The sequence below is a fragment of the Streptomyces sp. NRRL S-118 genome, from assembly GCF_000716335.1.
Taxonomy (GTDB): domain Bacteria; phylum Actinomycetota; class Actinomycetes; order Streptomycetales; family Streptomycetaceae; genus Streptomyces.
Genome location: NZ_KL591017.1, coordinates 120,521 through 120,848 on the forward strand (window position 1 = coordinate 120,521; position 328 = coordinate 120,848).

Consider the following 328-nt stretch of genomic DNA (forward strand, 5'->3'; position numbering starts at 1 on the left):
CGAGCAGGCTTCGGTCCTCGGCTTCCCGAACCCCATGCTGGGCCTGGTCGCGTACGGCATGGTGATCGCCATCGGCACGGCCCTGCTGACCGGCGCCCGCTTCCGCCGCTGGTACTGGCTCGGCCTGAACGCGGGCACGCTGTTCGGCGTCGCCTTCTGCACGTGGCTGATGCACCAGTCGCTGTACGAGATCAACTCGCTGTGCCTGTGGTGCTGTCTGGCCTGGACCGCCACCATCGTCATGTTCTGGTACGTGACCTCGCACACCGTACGCAGCGGCCTGCTGCCGGCGCCGCGTGCGCTGCGGAGCTTCTTCGACGAGTTCACC

1 protein-coding gene is annotated in these 328 nt (G+C 67.7%); it reads left to right on the top strand.

The features are described from left to right. Positions 1-328: vitamin K epoxide reductase family protein (locus tag IH00_RS0125595; RefSeq protein ID WP_031077496.1), on the top strand; the 328-nt coding region annotated here is incomplete at both ends.